The following is a 16552-nucleotide window of genomic DNA, read 5'->3' on the forward strand; positions in this document are numbered from 1 at the left end:
TTAATCCCCATAGACCCTCTTATTGTTTAAATACACACCAAAATCACTGTCATTTACAATTACGACATCACCAGAGTCGAAATTTGAATATGGCTTCACTGATTTCATAAAACTGGGTAACTCACCTAGATAAGGCCTTGCGTTTGGTGATTTTGATGGATCAGGAAACAACAAAGGCCTAAACCCTTTATTCTTAAAGTTGCCAATAGCGCCATAATAATCCCATCGTTTAATTGACTCACTTTTGCTAACAGGTTTTAAGTCAGAAAGATAATTTTTACCATGGATTGCTCGATAAAACCCAAGCAAATCGGACACAAGGTCTTCTCCACTAAAGCCACTGTCTGTAGCCCAGCTAAAAGGCCAACTATCTTGCATTCCTTCAAATGCTATGCCCGTTCTCATCATCATAGCAAGAGCGATACTATGGCGTTCAGATAGTAGGCGTCCTCTGCGTATTTTCCAAAGACTGTACTTAGCAGTACCTGCCAACTTTCGTTTAACGAACATGTTTTGTTCATAACGAATATGATAAAACTTATCAAGCTTACTTTCACCTAACTCCATTTGAGACAATACACTCCTGATGTCATCACCTGATCAGGGCCGGATCACACTTTGTTAAAAAATTGAACTATTCTCTAATAGACTGATCTCAAAGTAGAATAACTTTTTGAGGTCTTGATATGACACTTTTTGACCACCTCTCTCTGGTAGAGGAAACTCGTTCTCCTATTAATCAACAACATCATCTTGTTGATGTCCTATTTCTTGTTCTCGCTGCGGTCGCCAGTGGACAAAATGGGTGGGCTGAAATTCAACAGTTTGGTGAACTACGCCTCGACTGGTTAAGAAAATTTCGATTATTTTCCAATGGCATACCACGGCGTCATACTATTGCCAGAATAATGAAAGCCGTCGATCCCGACAGCTTTCAGTTCTGTATTTTTAGCTGGATTAATGACATTCGCGCCAAATCAAGCAAGCCACTCATTGCGATTGATGGAAAGACGCTGAAAAGTGCCTCTCTGTGGAGTCGTAACGATTTTCACTCTGTTAATGCTTATGACCTGAATAATGGCATTGCGCTTTATCAGGATATGGCCGAGGGAAAAGGAAAAGAAATCAAAACAGTACAGAATCTTGTTTGCATGCTTAACATCAAGGATGCACTGATAACGCTTGATGCGTTACATGCACAAAAAGAAACGCTTGAAAGCATTGTGGCGAGAAAAGGTCATTACCTTGTACAAGTCAAAGGAAATCAGCCGACATTGTTTAATGCAGTGAAAGCGCAATTCCATGAGGCGTTTAACGATAATACCGCGTTAGCACAATATGAAATGCAGGATAAAGGGCATGGCCGAATGGAGCGCCGTATTACTTTTCAAATACCGGCAGAGTTGAGCCCGGAGTTACAGGAGAAATGGCCTTCAATAAAAACACTGGTCGCGGTTGAAAGACACCGTAAAGACAAAAAATCGAATACGCTGGATACGGCATTTTATCTGTCATCTTACGATATTGATGCAGAGTTTATGGCGACATCGGTCCGTCATCACTGGGGCATAGAGAACAGTCTGCACTGGGTATTAGATGTTGTTTATAAAGAAGATGCTTGCCGTATTCACGATGAGAATGGTACAAAAGTCTTGTCATTAGTCAGAAAGATGGCGCTCAATCTGGCAAAGATGGAGAGCACACAAAACCGGAGTATGAAAAGCAAAGTGCAACGTGCACTATTGGATGATGACTATCGGGAGTTAATGATTTTTGCGAATGTTAAATGTCATTAACAAAGTATGCTCCGGCCCTGATCACCTGATGCATGCCCCAAATCTACCCAACCTAATATTTCGGTGTAAATGATACCATACTTCGCTGATATTACCTGATTGAAATCCAATATTTCTGATCGCTTACTCATTTACTTTATCCGTCCTTGGTTTTCGAAAAATCAATAAATTGAATCACTCCATAGCATATAACTACTCGTACGAGCAATAACATGTTCCAATGTTATTGATGAAAACTTAAATGATACATTTTCCTGAGGTTGACCATCATTATCCGTTAATGAGTTGGGATAAAAATAACGAATATCGTTAACGATCGCATCTTTTAAAGATATTTTAAAAAAAACTTCATGCCCGCCTAAGGATGAAGTTCTATACAATAAAAATTCGCAATTTAATTTTTCTTTATCATTCAAAGCCTGAGCTAAAAGCGGTGTGGATTTATCTATTGGTTTTCTTATATCAACAGGATGAAGAGATACATTTTCCAGTCGCGTAAATTGATTCATTAACTCATATATGAAAATTTCATCCTCATGCCCTGATTGATATTTATTACCAATCGAATCTACCGAGGATGCGCCTGCCGATATGAGGCCTTGTCTCTCACCGTTAATTTTTAAATAGATAATACTAGCCATTTACTACTCCTATTCATTCCCTTGAAATTTAATACATCCTAACTAAATTTCTATCATAAAATATTTTAAAGATCAAAGATAATATCATTACTGCTTTTACTTAGCAGTCGTATATTTAATATGCATGATTATGAAATATTGAATAAATAATTTCACACATATTTATTTGGTAGCACGCTGTAATGAATGTACTCGCCAGTTTCAGGTTAATTGCATCACACACAAACGATGGAATTGTTGTCTGACCACGCACCGTTAAGAGAATAGTCAGAAAAGTGCATTACTCGTCTTTATTAATGACGAAGGCAGCCACTGTGACCCCATCATGCCTTCTCCTTTAACGGAAAGCGGCGGCGCACGACGACAAAGAACAGCGGCACAAAGAAGATAGCGAGGAAGGTCGCGGCTAGCATGCCACCGATCACGCCCGTTCCCACAGCATGCTGACTCGCCGAACCCGCGCCGCTGCTGGTCGCCATCGGCAGGACGCCGAAAATAAACGCCAGTGACGTCATCAATATCGGCCGCAGTCGCTGACGGGAGGCTTCCAGCGTGGCCTCGACCAGATCCTTCCCTTTGTGGTTCATTTCGTTGGCGAATTCCACGATCAGGATGGCGTTCTTCGCCGATAGCCCGACCACCGTCAGTAGCCCAACTTGAAAATAGACATCGTTTTCCAGACCGCGCGCCCAGGTTGCTACCAGCGCCCCCAGCACGCCCATCGGCACCACCAGCATGACGGAGAACGGCACCGTCCAGCTTTCATACAGCGCAGCCAGACACAGGAACACCACCAGCAGCGAAATGGCATACAGCGCCGGTGCCTGCGCCCCGCTCAACCGCTCCTGCAACGACATGCCCGTCCATTGCAATCCAAAGCCCTCAGGCAACTTCGCCACCAGCGATTCCATAATATTCATCGCCGTACCGGTACTGACGCCCGGCGTCGCCTCGCCAACAATCTCCAGCGAGGAATAACCGTTGTAACGCTCAAGACGCGGCGATCCAGTTTCCCAGACGGTTTGCGCAAAGGCGCTGAACGGCACCATGCCGCCGCTGTTGTTACGCACATACCATTTACTGACGTCGTCCGGCAGCATGCGGAATTTCGCCGCCGCCTGAACGTAGACTTTTTTCACACGACCACGGTCAAGGAAGTCATTCACATAGGTCGATCCCCAACCCGTTTTCAGCGTGCTGTTAATGTCATCCACCGACACGCCCAGCGCCTGCGCTTTGCGCTGATCGATATGAATCCGCAGCTGCGAGCTGTCATCCAGACCATTGTGACGCACACGCGTCAGTTCAGGATTACTGTCGGCCATACTTAACAACTGATCCCGCGCCGCCATCAGTGCGTCGTGCCCCAGCCCACCGCGATCCTGTAGCTGCATACCGAAACCCGCGGCACTCCCCAGCCCGTTAATCGATGGCGGGCTGCTGGCGAACACCCGCGCTTCCTGAATCTTGCGAAAGGCTTTGGTCGCGCGTTCGATCACGGCAAACGAGCTGCTCTCCGGCGTCGTGCGTTCATTCCAGTCTTTAAGGCGCACAAACAGCCGCGCGACGTTCTGCCCATTTCCACCCGGCCCCGAGCCGATGGTGGAAAACACAGACGTCACGGTGTCTTTTTCCTGCGTGAGATAGTACTGCTCGACCTTGTTGACCACCTGTAAGGTCTGCTGCTGCGTCGAGCCCGGCGGGAGCTGTACTTGTGTCGTGAACACGCCCCGATCTTCCTGCGGCAAAAACGAGGTCGGCAGCCGGAAAAACAGAAAGGCCATAATCCCGATGATGCCCATATAAAGCAGCAGCCAGCGTCCGCTGCTGATTAATATCTTGCCGACGCCACGTTCATACTTCAGCGACGTGCGGGTAAAGCTCTGGTTAAACCAGCCGAAGAATCCTTTACGGCCATGGTGTTGGCCCTTGGCGAGCGGTTTGAGCAGCGTCGCACACAGCGCAGGCGTCAGCGTCATCGCCACCAGCACCGATAGGATCATTGAGGTCACAATCGTGATGGAGAACTGGCGGTAGATCGCTCCCGTGGTGCCACCAAAGAAGGCCATTGGCACAAACACGGCGGACAGCACCAGCGCGATCCCGACCAGCGCGCCCTGCACCTGACCCATTGATTTTCGCGTCGCATCGCGTGGTGAGAGCCCTTCCTCGCTCATTACCCGCTCTACGTTTTCCACCACCACAATGGCATCATCGACCAGCAGGCCAATCGCCAGTACCATCGCGAACATCGTCAGGGTGTTCAGGCTAAAGCCGAAGGCATACAGCACGGCAAATGTGCCGAGCAACACCACCGGCACCGCAATCGTGGGAATCAGCGTGGCGCGGAAATTCTGCAAGAACAGGTACATCACCAAAAAGACCAGCAGCACCGCTTCAAACAGGGTTTTCACCACATCGGTGATCGAGGCTTTTACAAAGGGGGAGGTTTCGAAGGCAATTTTGGCTTCTAGCCCGTGCGGGAAGTATTGCGACAGCTCCTTGATACGTTCTCTGACGCGCTTATCCGTTTCCAGCTCATTCGCGCCAGACGCCAGCGTCACCCCCAGACCGGAGGCGGACTGACCGTTGAAACGACTGAGAAAATCGTAGCGTTCGGCACCAAGCTCGACTTCTGCGACATTGCCGAGCGTCACGGCAGAGCCGTCTTGATTGACGCGCAGCGTGATATCACGAAACTGCTGTGGCGTCTCTAACAGCGATTGTGCGTTGATCGTAGCGTTCAGCGCCTGATTATCCACCGACGGTACACCGCCGACCTGCCCTACCGAGACCTGACTGTTCTGCGATTCGATGGCCCGTACCACGTCGCTGGTGGTCAGCGCATAATCCATCAGTTTGGCCGGATCCAGCCAGATGCGCATCGCATACTGCGACCCATAGGCAGAAACCTCGCCCACCCCGCTGATGCGGCTGATCGGCTCCTGAATATTTGTTGCGACGTAATCGGCGATGTCCTGTTTGTCCATACTGCCATCGGTAGAGACAAACGCGACCATCAGGATATTGGTATCGCCAGTTTTACTGACGGTGACGCCCTGCTGCTGGACTTCCTGCGGCAGTTTGCGGATAGCGGACTGAAGCTGGTTTTGCACCTGCTGGCGGGCTTCATCGGGATCCGTGCCAGCCTCGAAGGTCAGCATAATTCGGGACTGGCCGGTGTTGCTGCTGTCCGAGGACATGTACATCAGGTTATCCAGCCCAGTCATGCTCTGTTCGATAACCTGTGTAACGGTATTTTCCAGCGTCTGCGCCGATGCACCGGGGTAGCTCGCCGTGATCCGCACGCTGGGCGGTGCCAGATCGGGATACTGTTCCAGCGGCAATGACTTGATGGCCAACATACCGCACAGGCTGAGAAGGATAGCCAGCACCCACGCAAAAATGGGACGGTCGACAAAAAAGTTTGCCATATCTCCTACACTCCTCAGCCCTATTTTGACGTGGCTGCTTCACGAGCAGCCTACTTATTATCAACCGGAATAGATTCACTCAACCCAGAGAAAAACCCTGCGCACAGGGTGCCAAGTTACCTTAACTGCCGACGTCAGCTAAATCGTGGAGAAATTGAGGAGAAAATGTAAATTATCGTCGGCTACGCCTGAGCGAACGCGATCACCTGCTCGATAAAAGCATCAGGATGCGAGATAAACGGTGCATGCGCAGCCTTTGGAATCACTACCGAGGTTGAGTCCGACCACTGATCATCCAACAACCCAGCCACCTTGCGTGGTACCAGCCCATCTAAGGCACCATAGAGCCGCAGGAATGGCACGGCCAAGTCAGCTAACGGCTGGCGTAAATCCGCTTCACGCAAAATGGCCAGCCCGCCGTTTAATACCTCGACTGACGGCATCGGCTGTTCCAGCACCACACTTTTTAACAGTCGGGCATCCTGCCGTGCGCTTTCCGTTCCCAGTGTTTGCAGCGCCAGAAACCGTTCGACCGTACGCTGGAAATCTTCACTGAGCTGCTGTTGAAACCCCTGCAAGACGTCTGGCTTGATTCCCGGCCAGCCATCCTGTGCGCTGAAACAGGGCGATGACGCCACGGTAATCAGCTTTTCCACCCGAGCAGGGGCGCTCAGCGCAATCTGACTGGCAACCAGTCCGCCCAGCGACCACCCTAACCAAACGGCACGCTCCGGTGCCTGCGCCAGCACGTAGTCTGCCATGTCGCTCAGCGACATCGGCCCAAATCCCTGACTTCTGCCATAGCCCGGCAGATCGACCAGATGCAGACGAAAATGCGGAGCGAGTCGCGCAATAATGCTTTGCCATACCTGCGCATTCAATCCCCATCCGTGCAGCAACACAAGATCCGTGTTTCCTGCGCCTTCGGTCTGCCAATACAACGCCGCCATCAGTTATCTTCCTTTCTCAGGGAACCCCTTAACGCTTGCACGGGGTCAATATATTTCAGGGAAAACCGTATTTAGGGAAAACGATCTTTAAGGAAAACAATGTTAACCATCTCCGCACGCTGCTGGCTATGCTTATTGCCACTTCATCACAGCCAGCAGGGTATTTGCTCGTACTGCCAGCGCCATTTACCCCGCTTGCCTATCTGCTGCCCGCGCTGTGGTTTGCCCTCAGCCGACACCACGCATCAGTGCGGGCGCTGCCTACAGAACCCGCCGCCCTGGCAATCGATGACCTTTATCAGCGACTACGCGCCACCGTTCAACACGCTGCTGAAGCATTTCAAATTTCACGGTAAAACCGAACTGGCAGCGGTACTCGCCCGACAGCTGTTATTGCGCTGGCAGATGACCTACCGCGAACGAAAGCTCACCGGACACGTTCCCCTGTTTCGCCCTGACCGCCTGTTTACCGTTCCCCTGCACCGGAACCGCCAGTGGCGGCGTGGCTTCAACCAGACCGAGCTGCTCGCTCGGCCTCTCGCCCGCTGGCTGAACTGTACTTACGAGCCACGCGAATTGCAGCGCACCCGACGCACGCCGCTACAGCAAACGCTCAGCGCCAGCGCGCGGCGGCGAAACCTACGGGGCGCGTTTTCCTGTGATGTCTCGCTGTCTGGGCAACAGGTGGTTTTACTGGATGATGTGGTTACGACGGGTAGTACCGCAGCCGAAATCAGCAGGCTGCTGCTGGCCCAAGGTGCAGCGGGCGTTCAGGTCTGGTGTTTGTGCCGAACCTTGTAGTCGGGGGGAGGATGGGCGTATTATAACCGATAAGTGCAGTCAACTATCGAGCTTACTATTATGATCCGTATTACCGATGCTGCTCAGGAGCATTTCCTGAAACTGTTGGCAAAACAGGAAGAAGGCACACAGATTCGCGTATTTGTTATCAATCCAGGTACGCCAAACGCCGAGTGCGGTGTGTCGTATTGCCCGCCGGATGCCGTAGAAGCCAGCGATACCGTACTGAAGTTTGAGAAGATTTCCGCTTACGTGGACGAACTCAGCGCGCCTTATTTGGAAGACGCTGAAATCGACTTCGTGACCGACCAGCTAGGTTCTCAGCTCACGCTGAAAGCGCCGAACGCCAAAATGCGTAAAGTGGACGACAGCGCCCCGCTGATGGAACGCGTGGAGTATGTGCTGCAATCGCAGATCAACCCACAGCTGGCGGGCCACGGCGGCCGTGTGACGCTGATGGAAATTACCGATGACGGTCTGGCGATTCTGCAATTTGGCGGCGGCTGTAACGGCTGTTCTATGGTTGACGTCACGCTGAAAGAAGGGATTGAGAAAGAGCTGCTGCAAACCTTCCCTGAGCTGAAAGGTGTGAGAGATCTCACCGAACACCAGCGCGGCGAGCACTCCTACTATTAACCGTCTCCCCTGCTGATTTCTCTGTGCTTTTCCTCCCCGACTCAGGGGAGGAAGAGTATTCGTTCTGTTGTCAGGCTTTCTGCGCTTTCATCGGCGCGCCACGACGCAAATCCATATCCCGAACCAATCGTTCAAGGCAGCGGTCAGCGAAGATCGACTCCAGCGGACGCGTGAGCTTGCGCCGCCAGTTAGGGTATTCACGATTGGTGCCCGGCACATTGACCGGTGTCGCCATATCCAGCCAGTCTTCCAACTGGAATCCCACCAGTGCGCTTGCGCTGTCAGCGACATAGCGATGAACGCCACGGCTTAGCGGTGCGCCCATTGTCGTCAGCGCCGAGTTGCGGCCAACCCGCTGCGGCAATAGCCCGAATTCGTGCAACGCGTTGAGCAGCCCCTGTTTCGCTTTCTCACGCTGCTGCATTTGTTCTTGCAGTAACGCTTCCGTCGGATACAGCCCCAATTCCCGCCCCAGTGATAAATCCACGGTCTGCCAGTAGCCGCGCAGCGTTGGGAGATCGTGCGTGGTAATGGTTGTCATCGCCTGACGCGGATAGTCTTCCGGTGCGCGGAAGTGGTTCTCGTCGTCCTTTTCAAAGAACAGCACCTTGTAAGAATAAATACCGAAGTCATGTAGCTTACTGATAATTTCCGGCGGCACTGTGCCTAAATCCTCACCGATAATCAGGCAGCGATGGCGCTGACTTTCCAGCGCCAGCACCGCCAGCAGATCGTCGACCGGATAATGCACGTAAGCCCCGTTGCCCGCCGATTCCGCCTTGGGTATCCACCACAGGCGCAAGAGTGCCATCACGTGATCGATACGCAGGGCACCGCAATGCGCCATGTTGCTGCGCAGTACGTCGATAAACGGTTGATAGCCACGAAGCTGCAGCATGGTGGGGTTCATCGGCGCAAGCTGCCAGTCTTGTCCCTGCGGCCCAAGCGGATCCGGCGGTGCGCCGATAGAGGCATCAAGGCAATAGAGCTGACGTTCATCCCAGGTTTCCGCGCCCCCCTGTGCAACGCCAACGGCTAAATCACGATACAGGCCGAGCGGCAGACCAAGCTGTTTACTGTGCGCGTAGCACTCCGCCAGTTGCTCATGCGCCACCCATTGCAGCCAGCTGTAGAACGTAATCTCCTCGCTGTTTTCACGGCGGAATGACTTCACGGCTTCACTGTGTACATCATGATAGCTGGCAGGCCATTGGTGCCAGTCCGCGTAATTCTCACCCTGTTTTTTCAGGTAGGCCTGCAGCGCATCAAACGTCGCCTGAAGTTGCAGGCTCTGCCCGCCGCTAACGACAAACTGGCGAAAGGCGCTAATGCGCGGATCCAGCGCGCTGCGCGTCGTAAAGTAGCGGAAAGCCAGCCGCAAAGCGGTCAGCTTAAGCGACGTCACCGGCTCATAATCGACCCAGCGCCCTGCCCGCAGCGCAGAAACCGCGCTTTGCGTATCCTCACGGTGCCACCATGCCTGCGCTTCACTGCTCTGCTGGAAATCATCGATCCGATTCACATCGATATAAATAATGTTCAGCCAGTGCCGGGAGGAAGGGCTGTAAGGGCTCGCAGCCTCTGGCAGCGCGGGATACAGCGAATGCAGCGGGTTCAGCCCCACAAAGGCACCACCACGCCGGGCAATCTGTTCTACCAGTTGGCGCAGATCGCCAAAATCCCCGACGCCCCAGTTATTCTGCGAGCGCAAGGTGTAAAGCTGGACGGTCACGCCCCACCAGCGTTTACCCTGTAGTAAGGCTTCGGGTTCATAGCAGCGGTGCGGTGCGACAATAATCCGGCAGCTCCAGCGCTGGTCGGCTTGCGTCAACGTCAGGTAGTGGTAACCCAGCGGCAGCACACCCGGCAGAGCCAGCGTTGAACCGCCTGTGATCTGCCCTTGAATTTGACCGCCATTTTCATACATCAGCGTCCAGAGGAATTCACCGTGACCAGCAAGCTCGATGACCGCATCCCGGCCTTGCAAAAAGACCCGAACGGGCGGCAAGGGTGCATTACCGCTATCAGAAACGTCCATCATTGCCTGAATCTGGTTTCTGATTGCGGCCGCAACCATGTGCTCTTTGCCATACGCATCGGTGTAGCTTTCCGCGATGCCTGTCTGCTGGCTTGCCAGTTTATCCACCTTGAACACCCTCTCCTTTTCCTAACGATGCGCCTGCCAAATGCGCGTCTGGTAATCATGAATCGCCCGGTCTGAACTGAACATCCCCATTCTGGCAGTATTCAGCACACAGCGGCGCGTCCATTCATCCGGCTCACGGTAAAGCGCATCAACACGCTGCTGCACCTCACAATACGGTGCAAAATCGGCCATTAACATATAGGGATCGCCCAGCTTCAGCAGGCTATCCAACAGCGGGGCAAACGCGTTTTTATCCCCCTGACTGAACGCACCGCTCGCTAGCTCGTTCAGTACTTCACGTAGCAGCGGCGTCACGGCGAGGTAGTCAGACGGCTCATAGCCCTGCGTCTGTAGCGCTTTGACCTGTTCGACGGTGTGACCGAAAATGAACAGATTGTCTTCACCGACCTGCTGCGCCATTTCTACATTCGCCCCGTCCAGCGTGCCGACGGTCAGCGCGCCGTTCAGCGCCAGTTTCATATTGCCCGTGCCGGATGCTTCTTTACCTGCCGTCGAAATTTGCTCAGAGACATCCGCAGCAGGAATCATCCGTTCAGCCAGCGAGACGCGATAGTCCGACGGGAAGACAACCCTCAGGCGATCATTAACACGACGATCCTGATTAATGACCGCAGCGACCCGGTTAATGGCATAAATGATGTTTTTCGCTAATACATAGCCCGGCGCCGCTTTGGCACCGAACAAAAAGACGTGCGGCACTATATCCAGATGCGGATTGTCACGCAATTGACGATATAGCGCGAGGATATGCAGCAGATTCAAATGCTGGCGTTTGTACTCATGTAATCGCTTGATTTGCACATCAAACAACGCCTGCGGATCGATGACGATGTCGTACTGCTGGCGGAGATAGGTCGCCAACTGCGTTTTATTCTCGGCCTTGATTTGTCGATAGCGCTCACGAAAGCCAGCATCGTCAGCGTAAGGTTCCAGCCCTTGCAGCGCAGGCAGATCATTCACCCACGGCGTAGGCAGCGTGTCGTCGATCAGCGCGGACAGCGCCGGGTTACACTGTTTTAGCCAGCGGCGTGGCGTAATGCCGTTAGTGACATTATGGAATTTGGTCGGCCACAGCTGGTGGTATTCCGGGAACAGATCTTTCACCACTAGTTCCGAGTGCAGCGCCGCTACGCCGTTGACCGCAAAGCAACTGACAACGCACAGGTTTGCCATGCGAATCTGGCGCTGATGGCGAATCGCGAGCTTCGCCCATACCTGCCGATCGCCAGGCCATTTCTGCTCAACCTGCGCCTTAAACTGCGTATCAATTTGCCGGATGATAGACAGGTGGCGAGGAAGCAGACGGCTAAACAGTCGTTCGTCCCAGCGCTCAAGCGCTTCCGGCATCAGAGTATGGTTGGTATAGGCAAAGGTGCGTCCGGTTATCGACCAGGCTTCATCCCACGGTATCTGATGCTCATCCAGCAGCAGACGCATCAGTTCAGGGATCGCCAACGTCGGGTGGGTGTCATTAAGCTGGATGACTTCATAATCCGGCAGCGTGGACAGCGCGCGCCCCGCATTAAGATGGCGGCGCAGAATGTCGGCCACCGAACAGGCGCAGTGGAAATACTGCTGCATCAGGCGCAGGCGTTTGCCCGCCGCGTGATTGTCATTCGGATACAGCACGCTGGTCAGGCTGGAGGCGGAAATCCCCGCCTGTGCCGCACGCAGATAGTGCCCTTCGTTGAATAGCGTCAAATCAAACGGATCGCGATGCGTCGCACGCCACAAACGCAGCGGCTGCACAGCGCCGTTGTGATAGCCAATCACCGGCAGGTCACAGGCTTCACCTCTGAAAACGGTATCCGGTAACCAGCGCAGGGTTCCGTCAGTTTGAGGTTGCAGACGCCCGCCAAACCCGACATCCACCGCCAGCTCCGCGCGCGGTAAAAACCACGGATAGGTATCGCGCTGCCAGTCATCGGCCGTTTCCTGCTGCTTTTCCTGCGCAAAATGCTGACGGAACAGGCCATACTGATAGTTGAGACCGTAACCCGTTGCGGGCTGTCCCACCGTCGCCATCGAATCCAGAAAGCAGGACGCCAGCCGACCCAACCCACCGTTGCCTAACCCCGGATCGGTTTCCTGCTCCAGAATATCGCTCAGGTTCAGCCCTTGCTCGGCCAGCACGGCGGCAACCGCGTCATACCAGCCCAGATTCAGCAGGTTGTTGCCCGTCAAACGACCGGGCAGAAATTCCATCGACAGGTAGTTCACATGGCGCTGAGGCGTATGGGTATTGGCAGTAGGAGACGTTGAAGAGGCGGAGTGCATCAGCAACTGTTCAGACAGCGCAAGGCTGACAGCGCGCCAGCACTGCACTGGCGTCATCGCGTTAAGCGAGGCCACGCCACCGAGCCGCTGTTGGCGGCGCAGCGCAGCGGTAAATTCTGATGCATCAAAGGCGATGACGGGATGGGCGGAGGAAACGGGCTGCGTTAACGCATCTGGTTTTTTTGCAGCCGCTGAACGTTTTGGCGATCCTGATACTTTTGACGATTCTGATCGCGTTGCAGAACCCGGCTTTCTTGAAGAATCTGACATCGTGCCTCCTCCTTTGTCCATCATGGAAAAGGCACATCGGGTTCAACACAACTCCAACTGTACCTTATGTTGTTCAATGATTTTCAGTACGCTGGGTGGTGGTGACTGATCGGTAAAAAGATAGTCGATCAAATCCATGTTGCCCAAATTCACCATCGCATTACGACCAAACTTGGAATGGTCCGTCACCAGCATGACGCAGCGAGAGTTTTCAATAATCGCCCGTTTTGTGCGCACTTCATGGTAATCAAACTCCAGTAATGACCCATCCATGTCAATACCACTGATGCCCAAAATGCCGAAATCCAGACGGAACTGAGAGATAAAATCCAGCGTCGCCTCCCCCATGATACCGCCATCGCGGGTACGCACTTCACCACCGGCCAAAATCAGGCGGAAATCCTCTTTTGCCGTCAGCAGCGTTGCCACGTTCAGGTTATTGGTGACGACGCGCAGATCCTTATGCTGCATCAGCGCATAGGCCACGGCTTCGGGCGTGGTACCGATATCGATAAACAAGGTGGCGCCGTCTGGAATCTGGCTCGCTACCCGACGGGCAATGCGCGCTTTTTCATCCGACCACATCATTTTACGGTCATGGTAGGCCGTGTTAACCGAGCTGGACGGCAGTGCCGCGCCGCCGTGATGGCGATGGATTTTATTCTGCTCGGCCAACTCGTTCAGATCGCGACGAATGGTCTGCGGGCTCACCGCAAAATGCTCCACTAGCTCTTCAGTACTGACATAGCCCTGCTGGCGCACCAGCTCAATAATGGCGTCATGCCGTTGTGTCTGCTTCACATTTATCCCCTAAGACTCCCCGATTTACCGGGGGTTTGTTTTATTATACGTGTCCCAAAAGGCCATCAATAGCCCGACAACCAGCCCAGCTACATGCGCTGCATTCGCAATCGACATGCCTAAAATATCGAAATATCCGGCGATCAGCCACAGTAAAGCGAAAGCCATCAGACTGCGCGGCATGGATAAATAACCGTCAGGCTCTCGTTCCCCTCGCAGCCAGACATAACCCATCAGGGCATAAACCACGCCAGACAGGCCACCAAAATGGGTGCCGCTAAACCAGGACTGCGCCCAGCCGCTCACCAGCGCGGAAACCAGCGTGATGACCAGCAATTTTCCAGTTCCCAGCACTTTTTCAACCGGGCCGCCCAGATACCACCACCACATCAGATTGAACAAAATATGCAGCAGGGAAAAGTGCAACAAAACATGACTAAACCAGCGCCACACCTCGACCTGTTGCCCTTCAGCCGGGAACGCCAGCCATACCATCACGCTCTCATAGCCCGAAATCTGCATCAGGATGAACACCGCAATCGTCACGACCATCAGGGATAGCGTCAGTGGGCCTGCCTTCTGTTTCAGCGTTTGCAGGTAAGAGTAGCGTTGGTATTGAATACCAGTATCCATCGATCCCGTTTGCCAACTGGCCGCCAGATAGCGCGGGTTTGTCGGGTCGCGCAGAAAAATCTCCAGCGCTTCCTGAACCTTGCTCAGTTGAGTTTCATCCTCCAGCCACAGTTCAGCTTCATGCCCCTGAGGCCGCATTTCCAGATAGACCTGCTGTGTACGCATGTAATCAACAAATGCCTGAGCCAGACGCGGGTTGGAGAGAGCAATAACGCGAGTCATCATAGCGGGAAGCGCCAGTGAGTAGGTTGAGTTAGGTACATGATAATAAAGATTCTACTGAATAGGCAGGACTATTGAATAGGCAGGGCTATTTCGGTGAAGTCAGTCAATCGTCACATTTCCGTCACAAAATATTTTTCGGTTCACAAAAAAAAAGCATGATGTGAAATCGTGTCCTTCTACGCATTCACTATACGAGCCACTCACTGACCAGGAGCATTACCATGTCTTTACAACGAAAAGCGCTGTTTTGCCTCCCTTTACTATTGCCAGCCACCCTCTCTTTCCAGGCCGTTGCCAAAGAGGGCTATACGCTCGAACAGGTTGTAGTGTTTAGCCGCCACGGGTTGCGCGCGCCGTTAGCCAGCCCAAGCAGCGCACTCGGCAAGGTCACACCCGATACCTGGCCGCAGTGGGATACACCCAGCAGTTACCTGACCACACGCGGCGGCGTGTTGGAGGCCTACTTTGGTCACTATTTTAGCGAATGGTTGGTGGATAACCACCTGCTGGCTGCCGATACCTGCCCCACAGAGAAAGACGTCTCGTTCTACGCCAACAGCCTGCAACGCACTATCGCTACCGCACAATATTTCTCAGCGGGAGCATTCCCCGGCTGTCTGGTGCCGGTGTTACACAAAGAGAAACTGGGCACGATGGATGCCACCTTTAACCCGATCATCCGCGACAACAGCGCGACGTTTAAGCAGCAGGCCATCGATTCGATCAACCAAAAAGCAGGCGCTGACGGGGTAAAAGGGCTCAACGAGCGATTGAAACCTGTGTATCAGCAGATGGCAGAGATTATTCGTTATACAGATTCTGCTAACTGCAAACAGGATAAACAGTGCGACCTGATGGCACAGGAAACAAATGTGCAAATTGAAGCAGGAAAAGAGCCTAGCGTGGTTGGCCCACTGAGAACGGGTACCGCCATTGCCGATGCCTTTATCTTGCAGTACTACGAGGGGACTCCGATTAACAAGATCGGCTGGGGGCGCATTAAAGATGAGAAGCAGCTTGCCGATTTGGTGTCGATTAAGGAGTACTACAACAGCGTAGTGTTTAGCGCACCGGTTGTGGCCAAAGCTGTCTCTGCCAATCTGGTCGGCGCACTCGCGGGATCGTTTGGCACACAGCAACCCAAATTCACGTTTTTGGTCGGCCATGACTCAAACGTCGCATCGCTGTTCTCTGCGTTGGGCGTGAAGCCATATCACCTGCCACATCAATTAGAAACCACGCCGATAGGCGGCAAAGTGGTGTTCCAGCGCTGGCGCGACAGCCTTCATAACAAGGAATTGCTGAAAGTCGAGTATGTGTACCAGTCTACCGAGCAGCTCGCTTCGCTGGCACCGCTTAACCGCGCCACCCCGCCGCAGCGCGTCACGCTAGCGCTCAATGCTTGTCCTGCCGACGAGGAAGGATTCTGCTCATTTGAGGACTTTGAAAAGATCACTAAGGCGCTGATGCCATAGCCATAAACAGAGAATCTTTGCGATCTTTCGGATAGCGCTTGAGTTATTGCTGTGAGGGTTTCGTGTTTACGAAGCCCTCACCTCTCATACGGCTGACCGCACATCCTGTGGGTAGCGATTTTGCCAGGCTTCAAAGCCGCCATCGATACTGAACACCGAATCAAACCCAAGGCTAATCAGGTACTGTGCGGCATTGCGGCTGCTAATGCCGTGGTAGCAAATCACCATGACCGGTGCTTCGAGGTCAGCACCGCGCACAAAGTCAGACAGCGTCTCGTTTGTCAGGTGCATCGCGTCAGGGACATGGGCTGTGGCAAAGCTCTGTGGATCGCGAATATCAACGACAACGCCCCCTTCCTGCCAGCGGGAATGGGCTTGCTCAATACTGATAGCTTCAAATTGTTCCATCGAAAGTGACAACCTTGTTAATAATGGACAGGATGTTA

13 protein-coding genes are annotated in these 16552 nt (G+C 53.0%); 4 read left to right on the forward strand and 9 right to left on the reverse strand.

The features are described from left to right. A complete protein-coding gene (locus EIP93_RS20590) occupies nt 1-567 on the reverse strand; it encodes a hypothetical protein (protein WP_125233199.1) in 567 nt (188 codons plus the stop codon). A 119-nt stretch (nt 568-686) separates the two neighbouring features. On the opposite strand from EIP93_RS20590, the gene EIP93_RS20595 reads away from it, so the two are divergent. Further along, nucleotides 687-1796, forward strand: a complete 1110-nt coding sequence (locus EIP93_RS20595; protein WP_025919286.1) for an ISAs1 family transposase — start codon at nt 687-689, stop codon at nt 1794-1796. A 161-nt stretch (nt 1797-1957) separates the two neighbouring features. On the opposite strand, the gene EIP93_RS20600 is transcribed toward EIP93_RS20595, so the two are convergent. From EIP93_RS20600 to bioH, 3 genes are all read right to left on the reverse strand, one after another. Then, on the reverse strand, nt 1958-2437 hold the full coding sequence (locus EIP93_RS20600; RefSeq protein WP_039492054.1) for an Hcp family type VI secretion system effector: 480 nt from the start codon (nt 2435-2437) through the stop codon (nt 1958-1960). Nucleotides 2438-2760: 323 nt separating this feature from the next. Next, entirely contained in the window at nt 2761-5871 is a 3111-nt protein-coding gene (gene acrD / locus EIP93_RS20605) for a multidrug efflux RND transporter permease AcrD (protein WP_125233200.1), read from the reverse strand. Between the two features lie 182 nt (nt 5872-6053). Further along, nucleotides 6054-6821 carry a pimeloyl-ACP methyl ester esterase BioH gene (gene bioH, locus EIP93_RS20610; protein ID WP_125233201.1) on the reverse strand — a complete coding sequence of 256 codons (768 nt, stop codon included), beginning with the start codon at nt 6819-6821 and terminating at the stop codon, nt 6054-6056. A gap of 99 nt (nt 6822-6920) precedes the next feature. On the opposite strand from bioH, the gene gntX reads away from it, so the two are divergent. Then, nucleotides 6921-7622, forward strand: coding sequence for a DNA utilization protein GntX (gene gntX / locus EIP93_RS20615; protein WP_039492048.1), 702 nt, complete (start codon nt 6921-6923; stop codon nt 7620-7622). A 60-nt stretch (nt 7623-7682) separates the two neighbouring features. After that, nucleotides 7683-8258, forward strand: coding sequence for a Fe-S biogenesis protein NfuA (nfuA, locus tag EIP93_RS20620; RefSeq protein ID WP_039304954.1), 576 nt, complete (start codon nt 7683-7685; stop codon nt 8256-8258). A gap of 70 nt (nt 8259-8328) precedes the next feature. Here nfuA and malQ read toward each other — a convergent pair whose 3' ends face one another. From malQ to glpG, 4 genes are read right to left on the reverse strand one after another with little or no spacing between them, the layout of a single operon-like run. Beyond that, nucleotides 8329-10413: a 4-alpha-glucanotransferase gene (gene malQ / locus EIP93_RS20625; protein ID WP_107333552.1), complete on the reverse strand. Its 2085-nt coding sequence runs from the start codon at nt 10411-10413 to the stop codon at nt 8329-8331. Between the two features lie 12 nt (nt 10414-10425). Beyond that, nucleotides 10426-12972 carry a maltodextrin phosphorylase gene (malP, locus tag EIP93_RS20630; RefSeq protein WP_125233202.1) on the reverse strand — a complete coding sequence of 849 codons (2547 nt, stop codon included), beginning with the start codon at nt 12970-12972 and terminating at the stop codon, nt 10426-10428. Nucleotides 12973-13014: 42 nt separating this feature from the next. Continuing rightward, nucleotides 13015-13773 (reverse strand): DeoR/GlpR family transcriptional regulator, encoded by a 759-nt coding sequence (locus EIP93_RS20635; RefSeq protein WP_010299419.1) that lies wholly within the window; start codon nt 13771-13773, stop codon nt 13015-13017. Nucleotides 13774-13797: 24 nt separating this feature from the next. Then, the gene (gene glpG / locus EIP93_RS20640) at nt 13798-14631 is read right to left on the reverse strand and encodes a rhomboid family intramembrane serine protease GlpG (protein ID WP_103942923.1); all 834 of its coding nucleotides are present in this window, start codon (nt 14629-14631) and stop codon (nt 13798-13800) included. A 221-nt stretch (nt 14632-14852) separates the two neighbouring features. Here glpG and agp point away from each other — a divergent pair, with 221 nt between their 5' ends. Further along, nucleotides 14853-16106, forward strand: a complete 1254-nt coding sequence (gene agp, locus EIP93_RS20645) for a bifunctional glucose-1-phosphatase/inositol phosphatase (RefSeq protein WP_103862677.1) — start codon at nt 14853-14855, stop codon at nt 16104-16106. Nucleotides 16107-16190: 84 nt separating this feature from the next. Here the strand turns inward: agp and glpE are convergent, their stop codons facing one another. Further along, nucleotides 16191-16514, reverse strand: a complete 324-nt coding sequence (glpE, locus tag EIP93_RS20650) for a thiosulfate sulfurtransferase GlpE (RefSeq protein ID WP_010299429.1) — start codon at nt 16512-16514, stop codon at nt 16191-16193. Between the last annotated feature and the right edge of the window lie 38 nt (nt 16515-16552).

The sequence above is a fragment of the Pectobacterium versatile genome, from assembly GCF_003932035.1.
Taxonomy (GTDB): Bacteria; Pseudomonadota; Gammaproteobacteria; order Enterobacterales; family Enterobacteriaceae; genus Pectobacterium; species Pectobacterium versatile.

Bases quoted from the DNA above. Each gene is read 5' to 3' on its own strand.
- EIP93_RS20600 (WP_039492054.1), bottom strand. From the start codon at position 2,437: ATGGCTAGTATTATCTATTTAAAAATTAACGGTGAGAGACAAGGCCTC.
- EIP93_RS20590 (WP_125233199.1), bottom strand. From the start codon at position 567: ATGGAGTTAGGTGAAAGTAAGCTTGATAAGTTTTATCATATTCGTTAT.
- agp (WP_103862677.1), top strand. From the start codon at position 14,853: ATGTCTTTACAACGAAAAGCGCTGTTTTGCCTCCCTTTACTATTGCCA.
- gntX (WP_039492048.1), top strand. From the start codon at position 6,921: ATGTTAACCATCTCCGCACGCTGCTGGCTATGCTTATTGCCACTTCAT.
- glpG (WP_103942923.1), bottom strand. From the start codon at position 14,631: ATGATGACTCGCGTTATTGCTCTCTCCAACCCGCGTCTGGCTCAGGCA.
- acrD (WP_125233200.1), bottom strand. From the start codon at position 5,871: ATGGCAAACTTTTTTGTCGACCGTCCCATTTTTGCGTGGGTGCTGGCT.
- EIP93_RS20595 (WP_025919286.1), top strand. From the start codon at position 687: ATGACACTTTTTGACCACCTCTCTCTGGTAGAGGAAACTCGTTCTCCT.
- glpE (WP_010299429.1), bottom strand. From the start codon at position 16,514: ATGGAACAATTTGAAGCTATCAGTATTGAGCAAGCCCATTCCCGCTGG.
- nfuA (WP_039304954.1), top strand. From the start codon at position 7,683: ATGATCCGTATTACCGATGCTGCTCAGGAGCATTTCCTGAAACTGTTG.
- malP (WP_125233202.1), bottom strand. From the start codon at position 12,972: ATGTCAGATTCTTCAAGAAAGCCGGGTTCTGCAACGCGATCAGAATCG.
- bioH (WP_125233201.1), bottom strand. From the start codon at position 6,821: ATGGCGGCGTTGTATTGGCAGACCGAAGGCGCAGGAAACACGGATCTT.